Source organism: uncultured Dysgonomonas sp. (assembly GCF_900079725.1).
Lineage (GTDB): Bacteria > Bacteroidota > Bacteroidia > Bacteroidales > Dysgonomonadaceae > Dysgonomonas.
This window is the reverse complement of sequence record NZ_LT599032.1, coordinates 2,230,145-2,250,353: the sequence shown is the minus strand read 5'-3', so window position 1 is coordinate 2,250,353 and position 20,209 is coordinate 2,230,145. Positions and strand designations below refer to the sequence as shown.

15 protein-coding genes are annotated in these 20,209 nt (G+C 42.0%); 1 reads left to right on the top strand and 14 read right to left on the bottom strand.

The window, feature by feature from the left end; genetic code table 11:
- Position 1: 1 nt before the first annotated feature.
- The 9 genes from QZL88_RS09325 to QZL88_RS09285 form a co-directional block, all read right to left on the bottom strand.
- Entirely contained in the window at positions 2 to 1,528 is a 1,527-nt protein-coding gene (locus QZL88_RS09325) for a hypothetical protein (RefSeq protein ID WP_296940400.1), read from the bottom strand.
- A complete protein-coding gene (locus QZL88_RS09320; protein ID WP_296940398.1) occupies positions 1,528 to 2,547 on the bottom strand; it encodes a glycosidase in 1,020 nt (339 codons plus the stop codon). Before QZL88_RS09320 ends, QZL88_RS09325 begins: the two co-directional genes overlap by 1 nt.
- A 113-nt stretch (positions 2,548 to 2,660) precedes the next feature.
- Positions 2,661 to 3,902 carry a serine hydrolase domain-containing protein gene (locus QZL88_RS09315; protein WP_296940395.1) on the bottom strand — a complete coding sequence of 414 codons (1,242 nt, stop codon included), beginning with the start codon at positions 3,900 to 3,902 and terminating at the stop codon, positions 2,661 to 2,663.
- 11 nt (positions 3,903 to 3,913) lie between these two features.
- A complete protein-coding gene (locus QZL88_RS09310) occupies positions 3,914 to 5,425 on the bottom strand; it encodes a right-handed parallel beta-helix repeat-containing protein (protein WP_296940393.1) in 1,512 nt (503 codons plus the stop codon).
- 102 nt (positions 5,426 to 5,527) lie between these two features.
- Positions 5,528 to 7,588: a right-handed parallel beta-helix repeat-containing protein gene (locus tag QZL88_RS09305; protein ID WP_296940390.1), complete on the bottom strand. Its 2,061-nt coding sequence runs from the start codon at positions 7,586 to 7,588 to the stop codon at positions 5,528 to 5,530.
- A gap of 14 nt (positions 7,589 to 7,602) precedes the next feature.
- The gene (locus QZL88_RS09300) at positions 7,603 to 8,532 is read right to left on the bottom strand and encodes an alpha/beta hydrolase (RefSeq protein ID WP_296940388.1); all 930 of its coding nucleotides are present in this window, start codon (positions 8,530 to 8,532) and stop codon (positions 7,603 to 7,605) included.
- A gap of 26 nt (positions 8,533 to 8,558) precedes the next feature.
- Positions 8,559 to 9,425 (bottom strand): alpha/beta hydrolase, encoded by an 867-nt coding sequence (locus tag QZL88_RS09295; protein WP_296940385.1) that lies wholly within the window; start codon positions 9,423 to 9,425, stop codon positions 8,559 to 8,561.
- An 11-nt stretch (positions 9,426 to 9,436) separates the two neighbouring features.
- Positions 9,437 to 11,083 (bottom strand): RagB/SusD family nutrient uptake outer membrane protein, encoded by a 1,647-nt coding sequence (locus tag QZL88_RS09290; RefSeq protein WP_296940383.1) that lies wholly within the window; start codon positions 11,081 to 11,083, stop codon positions 9,437 to 9,439.
- 12 nt (positions 11,084 to 11,095) lie between these two features.
- Positions 11,096 to 14,122, bottom strand: coding sequence for a TonB-dependent receptor (locus QZL88_RS09285; protein WP_296940381.1), 3,027 nt, complete (start codon positions 14,120 to 14,122; stop codon positions 11,096 to 11,098).
- Between the two features lie 261 nt (positions 14,123 to 14,383).
- Here QZL88_RS09285 and QZL88_RS09280 point away from each other — a divergent pair, with 261 nt between their 5' ends.
- Complete coding sequence (locus tag QZL88_RS09280; RefSeq protein ID WP_296940379.1) at positions 14,384 to 15,256, top strand: AraC family transcriptional regulator; 873 nt, start codon at positions 14,384 to 14,386, stop codon at positions 15,254 to 15,256.
- Here QZL88_RS09280 and rpiA read toward each other — a convergent pair.
- The 5 genes from rpiA to uxuA form a co-directional block, all read right to left on the bottom strand.
- Entirely contained in the window at positions 15,253 to 15,951 is a 699-nt protein-coding gene (gene rpiA / locus QZL88_RS09275; RefSeq protein ID WP_296940377.1) for a ribose 5-phosphate isomerase A, read from the bottom strand. The genes QZL88_RS09280 and rpiA overlap by 4 nt on opposite strands.
- Before the next feature lie 21 nt (positions 15,952 to 15,972).
- The gene (locus QZL88_RS09270; protein WP_296940375.1) at positions 15,973 to 16,743 is read right to left on the bottom strand and encodes a 3'-5' exonuclease; all 771 of its coding nucleotides are present in this window, start codon (positions 16,741 to 16,743) and stop codon (positions 15,973 to 15,975) included.
- An 89-nt stretch (positions 16,744 to 16,832) separates the two neighbouring features.
- Positions 16,833 to 17,957, bottom strand: a complete 1,125-nt coding sequence (gene dnaN, locus QZL88_RS09265; protein ID WP_296940371.1) for a DNA polymerase III subunit beta — start codon at positions 17,955 to 17,957, stop codon at positions 16,833 to 16,835.
- A gap of 178 nt (positions 17,958 to 18,135) precedes the next feature.
- Positions 18,136 to 18,951, bottom strand: coding sequence for an SDR family oxidoreductase (locus tag QZL88_RS09260; RefSeq protein WP_296940369.1), 816 nt, complete (start codon positions 18,949 to 18,951; stop codon positions 18,136 to 18,138).
- Positions 18,935 to 20,155 (bottom strand): mannonate dehydratase, encoded by a 1,221-nt coding sequence (uxuA, locus tag QZL88_RS09255; RefSeq protein ID WP_296940366.1) that lies wholly within the window; start codon positions 20,153 to 20,155, stop codon positions 18,935 to 18,937. The genes QZL88_RS09260 and uxuA overlap by 17 nt, the downstream gene beginning before the upstream one ends.
- Between the last annotated feature and the right edge of the window lie 54 nt (positions 20,156 to 20,209).

Below are 20,209 nucleotides of genomic sequence, written 5' to 3'. Positions count from 1 at the left end.
CTTAGTCTACTTTTATGTTTGTATATAACTTGAAACTGCGGGGCGGTATGGCTACAGTCTCTTTGCCCGAAGATATTTGGCTGGCTTCAGTAACACCTTCTGCTACAGGGAACGAATTTTCATCTGTTTTGTATCCCGATTCGGTATAAGTATATATGCTGAACGGTTCTGTGCCTGAGACATCCATTTTCAGATTGAGTGTGTATGCTGAGTCACTTGCATTTATCAGGGCAATAGTAGATCCTTTGCTATCTTTACCTGCAACAACCCGTAGGTTAGCAAAAGAAGATTCATTAACCGGATTAAATACATCCATTCCCGGAGTGAAATAACGACACATCAAAGACCATGTAAAGAACCACGGACGGATATTCTCTTCTTTCGCATCTCCCAATAGTTCCGTGCCCAGCGAATTCCAAAATCCCCAGACTTTGAGTTGGTTCTTGTCGCCAAGGTCACCGATGGTATGCATTGCATCGTCGAGCATCCATGCGCTGGCGCCATGAAATCCGGCCTTCATAGACTGGATAAGGGCATCGGTTGCATCTATTCCATACACATAATCGTAGACATGAAGCTGTGAATCTTCACTGGCGAAAGGTTTTTGAGGCAATAGCTTTTCATATTCCCTGCCTAATTCGCCCGTTTTATAAAGTACCCCGATTTCTCCGAAGATAAAAGGTTTGCCTGTAGGTTTCAGTATCTTGGCAACTTCTTCGTAATGCTTTTGAAAACCTCCGTCACGAACCATATACGCATCAGCATAGCAATGTACATTATAATTTCCGATTCTCGAATCCATCTGTATAACGGATTGCTCTACCCATTGGCGGCCTGTGTACTTCGAATGCGGATTGTCGGACATTTCCACTACATCGGGAGCGGATATTTCTATATTCAGGTTCGCTTTATTGAATCCGTCGACGAACATTTCCACACCTTTCTGCCATTGATCCCAGTCGCCATTGGTACATGCCCATGTTCCGTTCGGCTCGTTGGTGATAATATAATATTTGATGCAGTCGTATCCTTTGTCCTTGACCAGATATGATATGTATTTTATTGTCATATCCACATAGCGGGGATCATCTACACGATCTATCTTGCCTGCGTATCCCCAGAATCCGGGAACTCCGTAATCACCGATAAGTACTGTTATATTATTCTTCTGGCAATAGTCGAGTAGTTTGCATGCCATTTTTACCTCGGCGCACTCAAAATCGAGTATTGGATTGCCTTTCGAATCCACTCCTTTAAAATATCTCCATCCCGCAACATCCATCAATCTTACAATACGGGGCTTCATATAGTCGAGGCGTTTGCATACACGTTCCAGTTTTTCATCGGTCATCAGGTAACCCCATTCTGCATCAGGGGAATCGCCGTGAGGATAGGCCGACCATTCTACTCCGTTGCCGAGAAAACCGATGGATACAGGTTGTGTGGATATTTCGAGTACCGGATGTTTCTCTCCGCATGAACAGAACATGGCTAACAAAACAGATGCAGCAATTAATATCTTCTTCATTATTTATTGGTTTTGATAAACTGAATCAGTTCGTCTACATTACAGGTCGCCACACATACATATCTGTCGGCTGCGCCGTAATAGACATAAAGTGTATCTCCGATAATAACATTGCCGGTAGGGAAAACACAGCCATTGTAATGCCCTTTGGTTTCGAATTCAGTTTCAGGTTCGAGTATATAGTCTTTTGTACGGCCGATTATTTTTAAGGGGTCTTCAAGATCGAGAAGTAAAGCTCCTACTCTGTAATATCCCTGTCCTCCATGTTCCACACCGTGGTATAATACCAGCCAGCCGTCTTTGGTTTTCAATGGTGGGGTACTGCCGCCTATCTTCTCTTCCCACGAATTTTCTATCCCACTGATAAGGAGATGACTTTCTTTAGAAGTCCAATTTAATAAATCATCTGAGAATTTCAGCCAGATAGAAGGGTATTTAACTTTATATTTTTCTCCGATGTATTGCTTCGGACGATGCATTAGTACATACTGCTCTTGTATTTTCTCTGGAAAAAGTATAACGTCCCTGTCGTCGAGTATAGATTCTGTTATCCTGCCCAGCTTTTTGTAATGAAGGAAATCTTTCGTGACGGCCAGTCCCGAATTACCCATGTTCTCTTTGAGAAATATGGGAGTATTCTCTCCTGCTTTGGGGCGCAATACTACGTCGTGTGCAAACTTCCAGTATTGTCCCGGAGGATAAGGGCGGAAGGCATAAGTGATGTAATAGTCATCGTCGAATTTGACTATGCGCGGGTCTTCCACACATCCCGAATCGGGGCCATCGGCACTCGGAGAAAAAACCGGTTCGGAAGATGCACGCTCAAAATCATAACCATTTTTACTTATTGCAAGTCCAAGGCGGATAACATGTTCGGCGTCGTTTCCGGCTGCTCTGTAGAGCATGTAGAAAGTTCCGTCTTCGTACCATACCCCGGGGTTACAAACCACAAGACTCTCCCAATCATTTGCCGGATTAGGCATAAGGACAGGATTTTTATCATACTTTTTCAACATCATAGTCGTAGCTTTTTATATTTTTAGTCGATTATTTTACATGTATAGGGTGAGCACAGTATAAAATACCATGAGTATATGTATTAATATTTTGTTTTAAAATTTCCTCTGAATTTCTATTTAAGGCTTTGGTAAACAGCTATGTGAAATCTATCTTGTACATTGGGATTGACCCAGGGAACTATATTGGTATAGAGCAGTACTATCATATTTTCCTTTCTGTCGATTATATAATCCGTACCGTAAGCACCGCCCCACTTGACCGAACCTTCCGATACCATCGAACGTTTGAACCTGTTGAAATCAGTAACCTCGAATCCCAGGCTGAATGGATGATTTTGAGGGATGCCTGCCAACTGGTCTGTGCACATCAGTTCTACCGTTCTGCGTCCGAGTATACGGCGGTTGTTGAACTCTCCGCCATTCAATATCATCTGACAGAATTTGGCATAGTCTTCTATCGTTCCGCATAGTCCGCCGCCACCGCCATTATAAGGCTGGTCTGTGGCAAATGGAAATGTTTGTTCAAATGGGTCGGAATTGAGGACATAACGGGTAGAGTCACTGGTACGCATATAGCATTTCACCAATCGACTGTGTTTTTCCTTTGGCAGATGAAAATAAGTATCTTTCATGCCCAAAGGATCGAATACCCGTTCCTTCATTAGTGTACCAAGACTTTTACCTGTGAGTACCTCTGCCAGATATCCTGCTATATCGGTACTGAAACCATATGTAAACCTTTCTCCCGGATCGTGCATCAACGGCACACGTGCCAATCGTTCCATTACTTCTTTCGATGTAGTAGGTTCAATATAGTTTACTCCGCGTATATTTTCCCCGAAAGCATCGTATCCATAGCCGGATGTATGTGTTAGTAAATGACGGATGGTTATACTACGGTTAGCAGGGCGGGTAACAAGATTCCCTTCCTTAGCGCTTCCTGATACATAAACACGGGGATGCGCAAACATAGGCAGGTATTTTTCGATAGGTTCATCCAGCATAAACCAGTTTTCTTCGAATAGCGTCATCAATACAGTGGATGTAATCGCCTTTGTTTGTGATGCCTTTCTGAAAATATCGTCTTTCTTTACCGCGATTTTTTTTTCGACATCACTATAACCATATGCCGAGAAGTGTATTATTTTCCCATCTTTGATCACCAGAGATAAGGCGTTCGGCATTATTCCGTCGTTTACATATCCTGATAATAAATTGTCTATCTTTTTCAGACGTTCTGTATCGAATCCTATAGCGTCGGGGTTATCAGTCTTTACAAACCCCTGTACAGACTGACTGATAGAAGTATTATAAAATAATACGATAAAAAGCAGTGTTCCTACAAGTCTTTTCATAGTTGTAATCATTAATTAGCTCCGATGTTAGGGCGGTCATGTACAGATACTTTGTTTCCGAAGAAGTCCAGCCCGCCATTATGGTCTATCACGGCACCCGCTTTCAAGGCAGGTGATTTCTTTTTCAGTTTATATCCTGACAGGGAATCCAGCCCTCTTTTACCATTCCCCGGACTTTCCAGCATGGGGTCTTTTGTGATTTTATTCGGCTCCTGAGGTTCGCAGGCTGGATGATTGCCCCAGTAGATATTATTGGAAAAAATACCACCTGTACCCGGAATCATGTATCCTCCCGAACCGTAGTTGTAGATGACGTTATTCTTGAATATCCACGGGGCATTTATATTACCTGCTTCATCCCATGTATGTTCTATGATTTTTGTATCCAACCCTTCGGAAATGTAAATCGTATTGTTATATATCTGCATATTGGGTGGCACTCCGCCTGCGACCATGAATATGCGTGTCTTGTCGTTCTGGCTGATATTGTAGCGGACAATGCTACCCGATGAGTTGGACGCATCGATAAACAACATGAATCCTCCCTCATTGTCGTGACTGTAGTTGTATTGCACGATACAGTCGATAGCATCTATATCGATATCGAATGCCGTACCATCGGCGTTGCCTTCCAACATATGCGTATTAAATGCTTCGTTGTATTGAATAATGCAATTGCTGCCTCGTGTACACCAGATAGCTGCCGAACCGTTAAACCCTCCATCTTCGCGGTAAGAGCCACAGCCGTCTGCTACATTGTATTCTATAATTGCGCCGTCACAGCCATAGGTGAGTATCCCGTCCGAATCTATATCCTTCACAGAGTTGTTCTTAATTCTTACTCCTGTACTAGCTTCATCGTATTTTGCAAATATGTGGTCCCACACTACAATTCCCGTACGTCCCGCATTCTCTACTTTGTTGCCTTCAATCAGCACATTTTGGAGTTTATCAGTTCCTTTCGATCCTGTAACGTTTACAGCGATTCCTCCGAACTGGTGCGGATGAAAATCGTAGGCATAGCGAAACGAACTGGTGACATGGTGAACATAGTTGTCCAATATCTTTATATTCCGCTGTACACCACCGTTGTCATTTTCTACAAGTATTCCTCCTCTATAGACATAACCTCTTTCGGGTGCAGGATTTGAGACTTCAAGTCCCTGGATAGTCCAGTTGGACTGATTACGTAGATATACAGGAGCTTTCACTGTCCCTCCGCCATCTATCGCAGGGCGTGTTCCTTCTCCATATGAAGCTATTGTGATAGGAGCCTCATCCGACCCCGAACCTTTGGGAGCAAGCGAACCAGACCATTTAGATCCGCATTTCAATAGAATACGGTCGCCCGGCTTGAATTCTTTATTATTGGCTATGCTGAATGTCTTCCAAGCTTTTTCGGGTGTTAATCCGTCATGGCTGTCATTTCCCGATTGGCTATCGATATAATATATATTGCCCCCTTGTGCAAGGCAGCATACGGAAAAAAGTATAAATAATAATATTCCTGATAATCTGCGCATAAGTTATTTTGTTGTATTTGATTCTCTCATATTGAACGAAGTGAAATATCTCAATTTTTCAGAAGGGATTTTTCACTTCGTTCAGAATGGTAATATTACGGTCTACTCCACATATGTAATTGATACTTCTCCTATCTGAGTTGCCCAACTTTCAGCCGTATTATCCGCTACACGGATACCTATAAAGTTCACACCTTCAGGCAGAGCGCTACTCAGATTAATCGTTGTTTTTTGCCAACCTTCGGTTACGGTAGGATCGGTGTCGTAAGATACAGGTAACTTCGAGTAGTTACTTAAATCTCCGCCTGTGAACGAGCCGTATATTTCTATCTTTTCCGGAGTCAGTGTAGGATACCATACACATAGATACATAGTTACAGTAATAGCTTTGATATTCGGATAATTATATATGATTATACCATCATCCAATGTTGTTCTTACTGCCCTTGAAGCATCTCCTCCAAAAAAATGAGGGTTGCTGGTGTCCAGATTCCAGTTTCCTGTATAATAGAATGCATAATTCCAGTCATTTAGCATGTCGGTAAATTCGGATTCTCCCGATGCCATACCATTTGGTTCATGAGCGCCGCGTGTAGGTTTTCCTCCCGAGGAAACGACGTTTGCCCAGAAGTCTTGTCCTCCGTTCTTTGGTATCTTAACTCCTGTGTTGATTATAGGAGATGTCTCCTGCAATTTATAACCGTCAAGCGAGCCTATGCCTAAAGCTCCGCTACCTACATTTACAAACTGAGGGTCGACTGTCAGTTTATCCGCCTCGTTCGGTTCACTCTCAGGATGGTTGCCATAATATAGGTTTCCTGCGAATACACCTCCCGTACCCGGAATCTGATAGCCTCCCGATCCCAGATTGTAAATGATGTTGTTTTTGAATAACCACGGTGCATTTATATCTCCGCCATCGTCCCACGTGTGTTCAATTATTTTAGTAGTAGAACCGCTAGGCAGATATATAGTATTGTTGTATATCTGTGTATTAGGCGTAACTCCGCCTGCAATCATAAATATACGTGTTTTGTCGTTTTGGCTGATATTGTAACGAACAATGCTGCCCGATGAGTTGGAAGCATCCACGAAGAGCATGAATCCACCTTCGTTGTCATGGCTGTAGTTATATTGCACAATGCAATTGACGGCATCCATATCTATGTCAAATCCTGTTCCGTCGTCATTACCCGGGAGGGCTTTTGTATTATAAGCCTCGTTGTATTGTATGATACAATCCCGCCCGCGTGTAGCCCAAATAGCAGCCGAGCCGTTAAACTGATTGTCTTCGCGATACGAACCGCAGCCATTGGCCACATTGTATTCTATAAGAGAGCCATTGCATCCGAAGGTAAGAATACCATCAGAGTCTATGTCTTTTACTTTATTGTTTCGTATCACTACATTGGTAGAAGCTTCTGTAGCTCCGGCAAAAATATTGTCCCATACTACAATTCCGGTACGTCCGGCTTTTTCCACTTCGTTGCCTTCTATGAGAATATTGTCATATTTATCACTGCCTGCTTGTCCGATTACATTGACAGCAATTCCCCCATATTGATGCGGGTGCGCTGCTCCGACATAACGGAAAGATCCGGAAACTTCATGTACATAGTTATTCAGTATCTTAATATTACTGATAGTGCCTCCTCCGTTATTTTCTACAAGTATTCCGCAACGATAAGTATCTCCACGTTCGGATGCGAAATTTTTTACTTCTAAATCTTGAATAACCCAGTTGGACTGATTGCTTAGGTAAACTGCGGCAAGTATTTCTCCCTGCCCGTCTATAACAGGCCTGTTACCTTCTCCATATGACCCTAAGATAATAGGATTGGCTGATGTGCCACTACCTTTCGGTGATAATTGTCCGGTCCATAGGCTTCCTTTTTTCAGTAGGATTTTGTTGCCTGACTGTAGCGACATGCGGTTCAGATTGTTGAACGTTTTCCATGCCGAAGTTTCGGATGTGCCTTCATTCGAGTCATTACCTCCTTCCGAGTCTATATAATAGATCGCATTCGGTTCTGATGCCGTGGGGTAGTTTACAAGTCTGTCGGCAATATTGTCTGTACATGAAGTGAGGATAAAAATTCCGAGCAGAAAAGAAAATATAATACGGAACTTGAATCCCTCTCTCCTTATTGTATTTGTATTCATATTATTTTATGTTTTTAGTTACTATAATTTATAACCCATTCATACATTATTCTTTGAGCTTCCTCCGCATATCCGGGCCATCCGCCACTTCCGTCATGGGCGCCGCCAGGGATTTCAAAGAGCCGATAGTTTATATTTTTTTGTTCCAGTTTGTCTCTCATTAACCAAGCTTGCCTTAGAGGGACAATGCTATCTGACATGCCATGTATGAGTAATGTAGGTTTCAGATTTCTTCCATGAAGAGGACTGGCATCGATATAGGCCGGATCTAACGGATAAAGTATATCATAAGGCTTGCCAACAATGACACCTAGTAACCCTATTGCCTCTATTTTCTTATCCAATCCTGGTATTAAACTGATTGTTATCTTATCATCGAGAGCCGTAGGCGCACCTAATGTCATTATCAGAGATACAGCATTCTGTGCATCATAATTATAAGCATATAACAAAGCTAAGTGTCCTCCGGCGCTCCCACCCCAAAATACGATTTTGGATGTACGAACATTGTATTCTGCTGCATGGTTTAGTATCATTGCCATAGCACTACTTATATCCTCCATTATATGAGTATAGTTGATTGTACTGTCTGCCAGGCGATAATTAATATTGACAACGTTCATCCCATTGTTATAGCAGGCGTCTTTCATAAAGCCCGCATCAGCTTTGTCTCCGGCCACCCATGCTCCACCATGTATAAGAACCACTAATGGGGTTTCTAATGTCCTGTTTTCTAAAAGATATATATCCATTACCTGTTGAGGATGTTCTCCATAAGCCACATTGAGCATTTCCACAGCAGAGTTGTCGGTAGCTACTGCTGTTTTTGTATTCAATACATTGTTGTCGAATGATTCTTCTATATCCCCTGAACAGGAATAGAATGAAAATATAAGGGACAGACAAACGATTATTGCTGCACTTTTGGTGAATATTGTATTCATAGCGATTATATTTAAAGGTGATACACTTATTTGCTATATCTTATAATCCATTGATACATTGCCAAATTTAGCCTTTCAGAAACTTCCTGAGGTGTATTTTCGCCTCCGTGTCCTCCATTGGGTAGAATAACGAGAGTGTCGGCAATGTTTTTCTGTTTAAGTAATTCACTCATCATTATAGATTGCTGTTTAGGGACAATGTCGTCTTTTTCTCCATGAATGAGGAAAGATGGTTTCAGATTCTTGCCAAAATATGGGCTCGCATCCTTGTACGCTTTGTCCAGCAATTCAGGGCCGTCATTCCACGGTTTTCCTGTAATCAGAGGAAGCAATCCTTGTATATCGCCGGGTTTGGCTCCTTTCATGCTTTCAGCATCGAAGCGGGTAGGAGCCCCCAGGGTTATAACGAGTGAAATAATGTCCCGCGTATCGTAATTATAGGCATATAACAGTGATAAATGAGCGCCTGCACTCCCTCCCCAGAATATATACTTAGACTTGCGTATCTTCCATTCGCTGGCACGATCCAATACATATGACATGGCGCTGTCTATATCTGCCATCATCTCTTTGTAATGGATGCCTGGAACACCCGGTGTGCCAAGGCGATAATTTATATTTACTACATTTATACCATTGGCAAAACATGCTTGTCTCATAAAATCGGCGTCTTTCTTATCTCCGGCCATCCAGCCTCCACCATGTACCAGAACAACAAGAGGGGTTTCTTCCGTTCTATTCTCAGTCAGATAAATATCCATTGTCTGCAAGGAGTCGCTGCCATAATGAACATCCTGCAAGATCAGCTGAGTCACTGGTTTCCTGCACCATGCCGACACTATAATGAGTGTCAGCAGGATAGGGAGAATATAAAATATGGTTTTCAGTCTCATCTTCATCTTTTTTAGTATCCGGGATTATTGTTGCCCAAATTAGGATTCTTTTCCAGTTCTCCCTGATGAATAGGCATCAAATAATGTTTTGGAAGGAATACCTGTTTTGGAAGCATGTTCAATTCGAATTTCTCATAAGTCTTCACTCCGTTATCATCTTCTGTTATTTTCATCCCGTGGAAATATTTATTATTCAATACCGATTCGGCCAATTTCCAACGTCTCAGATCCCAGAATCGATGTCCTTCAAAAGCCAGTTCCACCTTTCGTTCTTGCATTATCCGTTCTTTCATTTGCGTCTGATTCAGTCCCGATGGCAATGCCGGTAGACCTGCACGTTCGCGAACAAGCCTCATAGTTTCATATACTGATGCGTCGGGACCACTGTTGGCTTCATTCTGAGCTTCGGCGTAGTTGAGCAGTACTTCTGCCAGCCTGATTTCTTTCCAACTGGTAATACTTCCCATAAAATTCAACTTTTCGAATGGTAATGTTTCGTCCAAGAATTTACGGATATAGTATCCTGAGTATGTACGCTCTACAAGTCCAAGCCCATCGTCCGGCATAAGGTATCCTGTTCTTATTACTTTGTTTTTGAAAACAGATCCGTCTACAATAATACTTGCCTGCAGGCGTTTGTCTCTTCCATCGTAAGGATTGGCGGCATGTGCGGGATTGCTCCAGTCGAACGGTGTGCCGTCAAGCATCTCATAAGCATCTACAAGTTCCTGAGTAGGGTTTGTCTGTGATCCCCATCCGTTGTCGATACTCGGAGGCATGTAAAGATTGTCGCAAGCATGTCCTTTGTTGACTCCGTCGAACATTACTTCGAATATAACTTCCTTGTTACCTCCATGAGATTGAAACAATGCATTGTAATCTGGATCGAGGATAAAGTGATCCCCCTCTATTACCTTATTGGAAAACAAGGCAGATCTCGCATATCTTTCGGCAAAGAGCATTGCCCGGCCATTAAGAGCCCATGCAGCTTCACGCGAAACCCGTCCGTGTTCGGCTACAGTAATGTCTTTAGCATATGGTAATATATCTCCTATTTGTTCCAATTCACTGTCGATAAAATCATAAATGTCCGATATTGGAGTACGGGGAACCATCAATTCCTGTAGATTATCGAAATGCTGCAATTCCTTAATAAGTGGGACATCCCCATAGCGGCGTACCAGGTCGAAGTATATAAATGCCCTTACAAAGCGGGCTTCTGCCATTACTCTCGTCTTGAAATCTTCCGACAAGGGGCTGTCGTTTGTCAATCCGGCGATCAGATTGTTGACTTTCCGGATGACTTCATAGCTTCTGCCCCATGTTTCCAGTGGATTGTAAGATGCAGAGATAGTCCCGGGAATCATTACACCATTGCTTTCGTTCCATCCGGCAGGTGAACGCAGGAGGTCGGTACTGCCGTCGAGCAGATCGGTAATACCCATTCCTGTAAGAACATTTGCCCCGCCTTCTACAAACAGGCCGTAGCCACATGGCATATAACCATATATTTTATATAGATATGCCTTTGTTAATGCTTCATCTTTGAATACGGCATCATCCGAAATTATATCGAGAGGCTCTTTGTCCAAATCCATACAAGCATTGGCGAAGAATAAGGAAAACACCGTAAAAACTGATAATATTATATTTTTCATATTCATATTCGATTAAAATTCGACGTTAAAACCAAAATTGTATGTTTTCATCTGAGGATAGTAATATGCATTTCTGTCGGGGTCTATATTTGGTGCTTCCGGGTCGAAATCTTTCATTTTGGAGAATGTGAGCAGATTGTTTCCGGAAACGAATACCCTAAGATTCTGTATACCTATTTTCTTCAGGAAGTCTTTTTTGTCGAAAGTATAGGCCAGCTCAAAATTCTTCAGTCTCAAATATGTGCCATCGTATAACCAGAATGATGATTTTTCACGATTATTTTGTACTGTTCCTGCATACAGGCGTGGGTACTTTGCATTCGGGTTATCTTCCGACCATGAGTCTTTGAAGATCGCCAGTGCATTGGATTCAAGATTGAAGGGATCCCACCTCAGATATTGGTCAAATCCTGTTGCACCCTGAAAATTCATAGTCATGTCGAAGTTTTTGTATGATAATCCGATATTCAATCCGAAGATTATCTCAGGTATCTCACTTTTACCGATAAACTGATGGTCTTTGCCGTCAATCACGCCATCATCGTAGAAGTCTTCGTATTTTATATCTCCTACTTTAAGAGATGTGTTGCCGCGTCCGTCTTGTATTGCCCAACTATCTATCTCTTCCTGACTACGAAACAGACCCAAGGCTTTATATCCGTAATTCTGGTCGAATGGACGCCCTGTAGATCTTTGATGATCCAGCTTGTTTATCGCTTCATCCATGAATACAACTTTGCTTTTCGCATATGTTATATTACCTTCTACCATAAAATTGAAATCGCCGATTTTGTCTGTGTAGCGAAGGATAGATTCGATACCATAATTGTCTACTTTACCTATATTTTCGTCAGGTAGTGTTGCCCCAAATGACTGAGGAACAGATGCATTTCTAGGTAATAAAATATCTCTGGTCTTTTTGTAGAAGTATGTAAATTCTCCTGATATTTTTCCATTCAACAAGCTGAAGTCCAAACCGACATCAGTATTGCTTGCAGTTTCCCATGTAATATTAGGATTGGCGATACCTGTATCGTTTATTCCCGACTGAAAAGAGCCTCCGATTACAGAGCCTGAGTTGAATCTGTATCCTGACATAAATTGATAAGCAGCCACTCTGTCGTTTCCGAATTCTCCGTACGATGCCCGTAGTTTCAGATTATGCAATATAGCATTGTCTTTTAGGAAAGGCTCTTCACTGATTCTCCATCCGGCTGAAACCGCAGGGAAGAAGCCCCAGCGTTTACTCTTAGGGAAATTGTATGATCCATCGTAACGGAAGTTGAACTGAAACAGGTATTTGCCTAAATAGTTGTAGTTCAGACGCCCTACATATCCCTGTCTTACAGTCTCTCTGGCGAGTCCTCCATTATCTTTGTCCTTGTCAGGGCCTGCAAATAGCTGGTCTATGGCTGTTGATATATAGTTTACGCGTGATGCCTGCAAATCGCTGTACTTATATGATGACTCTTCAAATAGGAAGAGTGCAGAAACGTTATGTGCTTTATTGAATGTTGCATCATATGTCAGAGCAGCTTGTACGGTAAGTCTTTCGTCTTCCGCGGTACCTTCGTACAGGCTCGTGCCACCACCGGTTTTTCTTTTGGTATATGTATCTATCACTCTGTCATGTTGGTAAAACTCGTATGGCATAGTGAATGTTTTGGCTTTCGAAAACCAACGGTCATAAGAAAAACTGGCTCTTGCTTTCAGTCCTTTCACAAAAGGTACATTATATACACCTTGTAACGTACTCTGGAATACGGAATTTTCAGTTTTATTATATCCCGAATTCTCAGCCTGACCTATTGGTGAAACATTTTGCCCATTTGAGTTGAGACCACCTCTTTCTACACTGTCGGGCACATAAGGGCTTTCTGTCGGTTTAGAATTGATGATGGTTGAGAATAGGCCGTCTCCTATTGCAGATTGGTTTATTTTCTCATATCGGCCGGCTAAGTCGAGTGATATACTGAAATCATTTGTTATTTGAGTATCTATGTTAGAACGGACTGTATACCTCTTAAACCCTGACAGATCATAAAGCCCATCCTGATTGAGGTATCCCAGCGATGTGAAGAACTTAGTCGTTTTACTCCCTCCGTTTACAGTCAGGCTGTGCTGCTGGATTCCTGCTCTTTTTTTCAAGGTTTCTTTCCACCAGTCTGTTGAAGACATTGTACCGTTTTTATATGCCTGAATCTCAGATTCGGTAAAACGTGGAGCATTGTTGTTGAAGTTATCCAATGCTAAATTCAGATATTTCGCATATTCGTAGGCATTCATCATTTCGGGGATGACAGTAGGGGTCTGAAATCCGAATGTTCCCGAATAGTTTATCTTGGTTTTACCTTCGGTACCGCGCTTGGTGGTAACGATTATAACCCCATTTGCTGCCCGTGCCCCATATACGGCAGCCGAGGCTGCGTCTTTGAGTACTGTTATGCTTTCTATTTCATTGGGGTCGAGTTTGCTGATAGAGCGCTCTATTCCGTCGACAAGCAGTAATGTACCATTATCTCCGAATGTACTTTTTCCCCTGATAAAGAAAGCGGGATCATCCAACCCGGGTTTTCCTGTTTGCTGGGTAGTTATTACTCCGGTCATTTTTCCGGTCAAAGCATTTGCCAGGTTCGGGGTAGGAGCTTTGAGTAATACATCGCCCTTTACCGTGGAGACGGAACCTGTCATGTCCACTTTTTTCTGTACTCCATAACCTACAGTTACTACCTCTGCCAGCATTTCGGAAGAAGGTTCCATCACTACATTGAGGGTATTCTCTGCTACGGTTCGTTCGATAGTAGTGAAACCAATATAAGAAAAAACGAGAACATCGCCTTTCTTCACCGTGATGGCAAAGTTACCATCTACATCGGTTGTGATTCCTCTATTTTGGCCTTTTACCGTGATTGTTACACCTATAAGGCTCTCGCCGTCGGATGCGGTTACATTGCCTTTCAGCCCTATTTCTTGGGCAAGTATTTGTGCAACCGGAAAGACCAATAAAAACAAGATTAATAAGATTTTGTTCTTTTTCATAAAATAATCAGATTTATTAAATCGGTTAGCTTTTGTAAATTTTAAATATACCTAGGACATTTGGAACTTAGCTACCACAAACATAGAATAGTATTTGTATAAATTGTAATATAATACTGTTAAACTGTTGTACTTTTTTGAAGGAAAAGTCTTAGAATTAAATATTTATTCTGATTATCAATCATTTAAGTATGTATATTATTTTTATAATTGATTGTACTTTTTTGAATTATATCTCTATATTTGTAAAAAACTACTACCATGGAATACATACAAAGAGAGATAACACCGATCAATGATGAGGACTTATTTATTGTCCTGAATCATCCTAATGCAAGGTTCGATTATGCAGCGCATTTTCATTCCGATTATGAAATTAATCTTGTACTCAACAGCAGGGGGAAGAGGATTGTAGGCGATTGTGTAACAGAATACCGGGACCTTGATCTGGTAATGGTAGGCCCGAATATTCCCCATCGCTGGGTAAGTGAAGACGATAATGGAAATGCTCATGTAGTGACTATCCAGTTCCATAAGGAGACGCTGGAATATCCTATTATAAATAAGAAGATATTTCACCCGGTAAAAGAGTTGTTCACCAATTCATTTTACGGAATCGAATTCTCTGACGAGACCAAAGTGGCAATGAAAGATGCTTTACTCAACCTGTCACATAAGCAGGGTGTAGAGTCTGCATTGGAATTTTTCAGGATACTTTATCTTTTATCCGTCTCTCCTGATCAAAAGTTCCTCTTGGAAGGCAGTAGTAAAATGGATTTCGCTATCAGGGAATCGAAAAGCCGTAGAATCAATAAAGTGATAGCATATATACAGGAGCATTTTCAGGAGGATATTGCACTTTCGGCTGTTGCCGAAAGCGTGGGCATGTCGGAATCTGCATTCAGTCACTTTTTCAAGAAGAGGACTAACCGGAGCTTTATTGACTATCTGAATGATATACGGATAGGCCATGCAGCAAAAGTTTTATACGAAACTACTCATACGATAGCAGAGGTATGCTATTCGTCAGGCTTCAACAATATTTCTAATTTCAACCGGATATTCAAAAAGAAGAAGGGGCAGACCCCGTCTGAATATAGAATGAATATTCAGAAGATAATGACGAAATTTTAGATACTTATTATCTCCACATTGTATCCTATGAACAATCCGCTTTCGATAACTCCCGTTATTGACTTAATGTCACGTTCCAAAGAACTTTCTATTGAGTCGAACCATGCATCAAGAATAAAGTTTCCGTTTTCTGTAATAACAGGCCCGTCTTTCCCTTTTGCCATTCTTAGCGATACGTCGCTAGCGTCTAATGCTGTAAGTTCTTTTTCTGCATATAGCAGAGAGGTTGGAAATACTTCGACAGGAACCGGGAATTTGGAGCCTAACTGTGTGACAAATTTAGATTCATCTACAATGATATAAGTTTCGGTACTATTGCAGATCAACAGCTTTTCCTTAAACATGGCTCCCCCTCGTCCTTTTATAAGACTTCGTTGCGGGTCTACTTCATCTGCCCCGTCGAAAGTCCAGTCGGGCTTTTTCTCTAGAAGTGTAGTTTGAGGAATTCTTAACTGGGTGCAGGTCATCGATATCTCTAAAGAAGAAGGGATGACTTGTATGTGCAGGTTTTCTTTTTCGATTCTTTCGGCGATGGCAATCAGAGCCAGATAAACAGTGGAGCCTGAGCCAACCCCGATTATCTGTCCGTCTTTCATCTTAGCTGCGATTTCTTTGACAACCTTCTCTTTCCCTTCTCTATTGATAATGGTGTCCGACCATTTCAACGAATCGATGATATTCTTACCCCATTCCATAGCTTTCCATCTTCGCAGAGTTTACCGCTGCATCTCTCTCAACTTTATTTTGGTCAGCACCTGTTTGGTATTTAGAGGGAAGTCTGCGTCCATCATCCATGCATAAAAACTCGGTTCTTTCTTCAATACTTCAGCCACAGGTTTCCCTTTATGCTTGCCGAAGTTAAAGACCTCGATTCCGTTTTCGTCTCTTATGATGCGTCCTGCCAGATCAACATTGTTGTTGAAGAATGAAAACTCCTCAGCCAGTTTTTCCATATCGTTTACCAAGTCCGGATACTTGTCCAGTTGGGCTTTCAATACTTCGAATGTGGCTAATGTATCGGCTTCTGCGGAGTGCGCGTCGGTAAGCTCCTTGTCACAATAGAACTTGTAAGCAGCTTCAAGGGTGCGTTGTTCTTTCTTATGGAAGATGATCTGTACATCTATCATTTTCCGTTTGCTGAAGTCTATATCCACTCCGGCGCGTAAGAATTCTTCAGCAAGGAGCGGAATATCGAAACGGCTCGAGTTAAAACCTGCCAGATCGCAACCTTCCATCTGGTCGGCCAGAGATTTTGCTATCTGCTTGAATGTAGGGCAGTCTTTTATGTCCTCATCCGATATGCCGTGTACAGCCGTTGCTCCCGGAGGTATAGGCATTTCCGGGTTGAGCCTTTTGGTCTTTACTTCCTGCTTTCCGTTAGGGTATACTTTCAGGTACGATATTTCCACTATCCGGTCTTTTACCGTATCTGTACCTGTGGTTTCGAGGTCGAAGAATACAAGCGGGTTTTTGAGGTTTAGTTCCATAAGCTTTCAAGAAAAAACTTTATCATTCCCCATTTTTTAGAATCAGAAGAATGATAAAGTCTATATATTTTGTATTTAAAATTCTGTCTTTAGTCGTTTAGCATCATTGGCATGAGCAACATCAGCAAATCTTCATTTTCCTCATTCTCGGTAGGGATAATCAATCCTGCACGTGAAGGGTCAGACAATTCGAGCGAAATGTCTGTAGATGGAATGTTGTTCAGTATCTCGATCAGGAAACTCGATTTGAATCCGATGTTCATAGGAGAACCTGTATATTCGCAAGCGATAGTCTCTTCGGCAGCTGTGGAGAAGTCGATGTCCTGAGCTGTTACTACAATATTCCTGTCAGTAAGCTGAAGTTTGATAAGATTGCTTGCCTGATTAGAGAATACAGATACACGTTTCAGTGCATTCAGGAAAGTCTGACGATCAAGTATAACCTTGTTTGTGTTATTCTGTGGAATAACAGAGTTGTAGTTCGGGTAACGTCCTTCTATAAAGCGGGAAGTCATTGTATAGCTCGACATCTTTATATATGCGTTATTTTCGTCGAATTTAATCTCTACTGTTTCAGCTTCTTTTGGCAGGATAGCCTTTAATAGGTTGGCAGGTTTCTTTGGAAGAATGAAAGATGCTCTTTCGGCTCCTTTTGCCGATAATGTTTTGCAGCGAACAAGTTTGTGACCGTCCGATGCTACGAAGGTCAGGTCTTCAGGGGTGATATCGAAGAACACACCGTTCATTACAGGGCGAAGCTCATCGTCTGCGCTGGCAAACAATGTGCGGTTGATTCCTGCAAACAGCACCTGCGGTTCGATAGTCAGGCTAACGGCAGTCTCTTTCAGTTCTTTCGGCTGAGGATAATCATCTCCGCTTTGTCCTATGAAATTATACTTACCGTTGTGGAAGAAAATGAATGTTTCCAGATTGTCATTGTTTATCTCGAATGTAAGCGGTTGCTCAGGCAGTTCTTTCAACGGATCCAACAGGTTCTTCGCATTTACGGCAAACTTTCCGTTACCATCGGCTTCGTTTACTTCGAGGGAAGTAACCAGACGGGTTTCGGCATCGGCTGCAGTAAGAGTAAGAGTAGAACCTTCCAGTTCCAACAAGAAACAATCGAGAATAGGCAACGTGTTTTTTGAGTTGATCACCTTGCTTATCGCTTGCAAGTGACTTAATAAAGCAGTGCTGGAAACAACAAATTTCATATTATCAGTATGTTTTAGATTTTAAATTTCGCATATTATCAATAGAGCAAATGTAGGAATTTTTTCCAGTTATAACAATAGCTTTTTCGATATAACTGATATTTTATCCCTCAAATACTTCCTCTCTCCTGAAAGAGGCAATTGCCTATAAAACATACTTCTCGTTATGTAAAACTTTCTACACTCCGCTAAATGCACTGAATCCCCCGTCTACAGGTAGTATCGCTCCTGTAATGAAACTGGCGGCGTCACTGCACAGAAACTGTACTGCTCCGTTCAGTTCCGTTATATCTCCAAAGCGTTTCATCGGGGTTTTAGCCAGTACCTTTTCGCTTCTTTCGGTCAGTGAACCATCAGGGTTGATAAGTACTGCACGGTTCTGATTTCCGATAAAAAAGCCCGGAGCAATCGCGTTGACTCTTACATTATCTCCGTATTTCAATGCCATTTCTGTTGCCAGCCACTGTGTGAAATTACTTATGCCTGTTTTTGCCACAGAGTAGCCCGGTACGCGTGTGATGGCAGAATAGGCTGCCATGGATGTGATGTTGATAATATTCCCGCTTTTCTGTTTGGCCATCGCTTCACCGAATACATAAGAGGGGTAAACAGTCCCATTCAGATTCAGGTTGGTAACCTTCTCCCAGTCGGCTATTTTCATATCGAAGAAGGGTTGTTCGGGACTCAGGGTAGCACCGGGTACATTTCCTCCGACAACATTTATCAGAATGTCGATTCTTCCATACATGGATAAAATACTTTCCTTGTTGCTTTCGAGTATGGCGAGGTCGAGCACATCCGAGGTCAAAAATACAGCCTCCCCTCCGGCGGCTTTTATTTCGTCAGCCAAAGCATTCCCTTTTTCTTCCGAGCGGCCTAATATGATTATGACAGCTCCTTGCAATGCCATGTATTTTGCAATACTTGAACCCAGTACGCCGTATCCGCCTGTTACGATTGTTATTTTACCTTTAACACTAAAAAGTTCGTTCATACTCCTGCGCATATTTATCGTCATTGTTTATTTCTCTTCTTATCTCATCCTGTATTGTGGCTATCACTCCGTCCATCTGGGCAAAGGCGTACATGCGTCCATAAAATGAATAGCCGGGATTGTAGCCTTTATCTCCGTCGCCTAGCATCAGTCGCCCGTGGTCTACACGCATAGGCAGGGCAGGGTTTTCTTTTTCGAAGATACGCACCAGTTCTATCAAATGGCCACGGCCTTCCAGATGCGGGGCTTCTATAAAGTCTCCGTTCTGGAAGACATCTGTACTGCGCAGATGGATGAAACGTGTACGTGATGCAAATCTGCGAGCCAACTCAGGAACATTGTTATGTATGCTTGCACTAAGCGAACCCGCGCAGAATGTGAGTCCGTTGTAAGGGTTGTCTACTGCATTGAAAATCCATTTAATGTCCTCCATATTTGTTACAATACGGGGGAGTCCCAACATTTGGAAAGGAGGATCATCAGGATGGATGCACATGTTTATATTATATTCTTCGCAAACGGGCATCAACTGCGAAAGGAAATACTTCAGGTTTTCTCTCAATGCATTCCTATCTACGTCTTTATAAAGCGATAGCAGCTTCTTAAATATCGCAACAGGATGTTTATCCCCTTCTTTGATATTCCCATTAATGAAACCCTGTGTCTTTACTATTATAGTATCTATCAGTTGTTCTTTTTCTGCTTCGGTAATTGTCTTATCCAACGCATATACTTTCTCCATCTCCTCGGCAGAATAGTCTTTTACAGCTCCCTCCCGGTTAAGGATGAAACAGTCGAAGTAGGCAAAGCGTATTTTATCGAAATACAATGAAGAGGTTCCGTCCGCCCATGGATATTCGAGATCGGTGCGTATCCAGTCAATAACCGGCATAAAATTGTAGCATACCGTATTTATACCTGCTTCTCCCAGATTGGCAAGGCTTTCTATGTAATTAGCTATTAATTGATCTGCATTTTCCCCACCGTATTTTATAGCTTCACTAACAGGCAGGCTTTCCACTACCGACCAGCGAAGGCCTGCATCTTTAATGTAATTCTTCAGATCGTTTATTGCTTCCAATGGCCACACCTCTCCATTGGGTATATCGTGCAGGGCAGTTACAATACCTTCTACTCCTATCTGTCTGAGCATAGACAGGCTTATCTTATCTTTTTTGCCGAACCATCTCCATGTCTTTTCCATATAATTTGAATTTCAAGATTTAAAAAATTAAGAGTTTACAAGATTAATTCTTCA